At 47.1% G+C, this 2519-nt stretch carries 3 protein-coding genes; all 3 read right to left on the bottom strand.

Annotated elements, in window-relative coordinates; all coding sequences use genetic code 11:
- Positions 1-328: thioredoxin family protein (locus K2Q26_14210; protein ID MBY0316674.1), on the bottom strand; the 328-nt coding region annotated here is incomplete at its 3' end.
- Positions 329-370: 42 nt separating this feature from the next.
- Entirely contained in the window at positions 371-772 is a 402-nt protein-coding gene (locus K2Q26_14205; GenBank protein MBY0316673.1) for an OsmC family protein, read from the bottom strand.
- An 8-nt stretch (positions 773-780) separates the two neighbouring features.
- The coding region (locus K2Q26_14200; protein ID MBY0316672.1) for an alanine--tRNA ligase at positions 781-2519 on the bottom strand (1739 nt) is incomplete at its 5' end.

Raw genomic sequence — 2519 nt, 5'->3', positions numbered from 1 at the left:
CCCGATACTCTTTGCTGCCGTCCCAGTCATAATCCACCAAAAGATGAACGAACTGGTTGTACTTGATTTTAAAATCGTCGCTGTTGAGAACATCGTGCTCAAACTTCAAACACGCTGGGCACCACTTGGCACCAAATTCGATCAATACATACTGACGCTTCGATTTTTTCGCTGCGGCAATAGCTCCCGGGAAGTCATTTTTAAAGTAAGAGTTCTGGGGGATGACCAAGGCACTTTTGCCTTGATCGACATTTGCGCTTTCGGAATCCAGCTCCAAATCTTGAGCTAATACGGCTGAAAGCAAAATAGAAATCAATTTGAGAAGCATAATTCCCCCTTATTGATCGATATCATAAGGAAGAATTCAGCTTTAGTAAATAAATTCGATGGGGGCTTCGATATCAGGATGGAGGCTCTTATGAACGGGGCAAGCCCGAGCCACATGCTCTAGCTTTTTACGGTACTCCACCGGAACAGAACTGGGCACCTTGATGGTCACTAAAAGCTTGGCAATTCTTCGGGGATTTTCGGACATATGTTTTTCGACCTCTCCGGTGGCCCCAGAAATATCGACTCCATCTCGCTCGGCCACGATCGCCATCGTTGTCAGCGTGCAGGTGACCAAAGCGGTTCCCACCAGATCGGTCGGAGAAAAACTCTCGCCCAGTCCATTATTATCCTTGGGCGCATCGGTCGAGAGTTTTGTTTGAGAGGGCTCGTGAATCGCCACGCATCTTTTTTTTCCTTCATAAACCGCAAATACTTTCACCATAAAATCTCCTAAGCTAAAAATTCCGCACAAAGTTTTTGAAGAGCTGCCTTATCCACTTTCTCGATCGAACCTTGCGCAAAGTCCGGTCTTCCTCCGCCTTTTCCACCAAAGGTTTGCGTGATCTTTTTAAGAAGTTCTCCGCAATGCACCCCTTGAACGGATTTGTTACAACCCACAAGCAAGGCCTTGGGGTTTCCGCTACCGATGATGACAAACACCGTATTTTGAGAATGATCACGAACTTTATCGGCAGCCTCATTAAGAATTGCACGATCTTCCATCGGAATTTCTACGACTAGCAATTTGAGATCGCCCTTAGAACTCTTCACGGACTGAGCCTGAGAAATTAAATCTTTAGCGTCAATACTTTCGGTCTGCAAAGAGCTCATTTGTTTTTTTAGAGTTTGAATTTGTGCCTGCGTTGCCGCCATCCATTCGTCCACACGTTGCGAATCACCATCGAGATAGGCCTCCCATTGCGTGGGAAGGGCGGCGTGTTTTCGCGCTTGAATATTCTCTTGGGTGTTTTTACGAAGATATCTGATCGCCGAAGCTCCCGTGAGAGCTTCGATACGACGAACTCCTGCGCTCACCGAAGATTCCGAAACAATTTTAAACACACCAATTTCCGAAGTGTTCGCAACGTGCGTTCCTCCGCACAACTCTTTCGAGAACGAACCAAAAGAAAGCACTCGCACCTCGTCCGAGTATTTTTCTCCCGCCATAGCCACAGCACCGGCCTTGACCGCTTCGTCATACTTCTGAATTTTAATTTCTCCCGGAATCCCGTTAATGATCTGCTCGTTCACAAGATCTTCGATCTGAGTCAATTCATCAGGACTCACCGCCTGTGGGTGTTTAAAGTCAAAACGAAGTTTATCCGCATTCACTAATGAACCCGCTTGGGCCACGTGATTTCCAAGAATATGGCGAAGAGCTGCGTTTAGTAAATGCGTCGCCGAGTGGTGCTTCGCCGTTTCGTGACGACGAGAGACTTTCACATTGAGATTGTAAGGGGCATCGAGTTTTAATATTCCGGCCTTCACTTGCACATGATGGACAAAAACGTCATTGATTTTTGTACAATCAAAAACATCAGCCACCGTGAGACCGTCGGTGATTTCACCTTCGTCCCCGATCTGCCCACCACTTTCGGCATAAAATGGAGTTGTTTTAAAAACCACAAAACCTGTGGATCCTTCTTTAAGGGACGTCACATTCTGCTCGCCATCGCTCATGGCGATCGGTTTTTGTTGAGTGTGCACCGTCGATGAGTAGCCCGCGAAATCCGTTTTCCCGTGGGAGGAGAAAATGTTTTTGGTCCATTCAGCCACATGCTTCTCGTTGGAGGAGATGGAATTGCTCTTACGAGCGGCCTTCGCCGTCTGGCGTGCCTTTTCCATCTCCGCACTAAAGTCATTCACGTGAACCTGAAACCCCTGCTCCCGAGCTATGAGCTGTGTAAGATCCAACGGAAATCCATAGGTGTCGTAAAGTTTAAAAGCCATTTTCCCGTCAACGATGGCTTTTCCACTTTTGCGGAGCTGATGTAAGTGCTCCTCGAGAATTTGCGTTCCGTGAGTCAAGGTGCTTAAGAATTTCTGTGTCTCCTGATCCACCTCGCGAAGAATCACATTCTTGGTGGTGGCCAGTTCAGGGTAGTAAGGGGACATCTCTTGAATACATGTCGCGCAAACTTGATGGAACAAGTCTTTTTGCTCCGAGATTTTTTGAGCATAACGTAGAG

Source organism: Bdellovibrionales bacterium, assembly GCA_019750295.1.
In the GTDB taxonomy this organism is placed as follows: domain Bacteria; phylum Bdellovibrionota; class Bdellovibrionia; order Bdellovibrionales; family JAGQZY01; genus JAIEOS01.
Note: the sequence above shows the minus strand (reverse complement) of the source record. Positions and strands in the feature narration are given on the sequence as shown.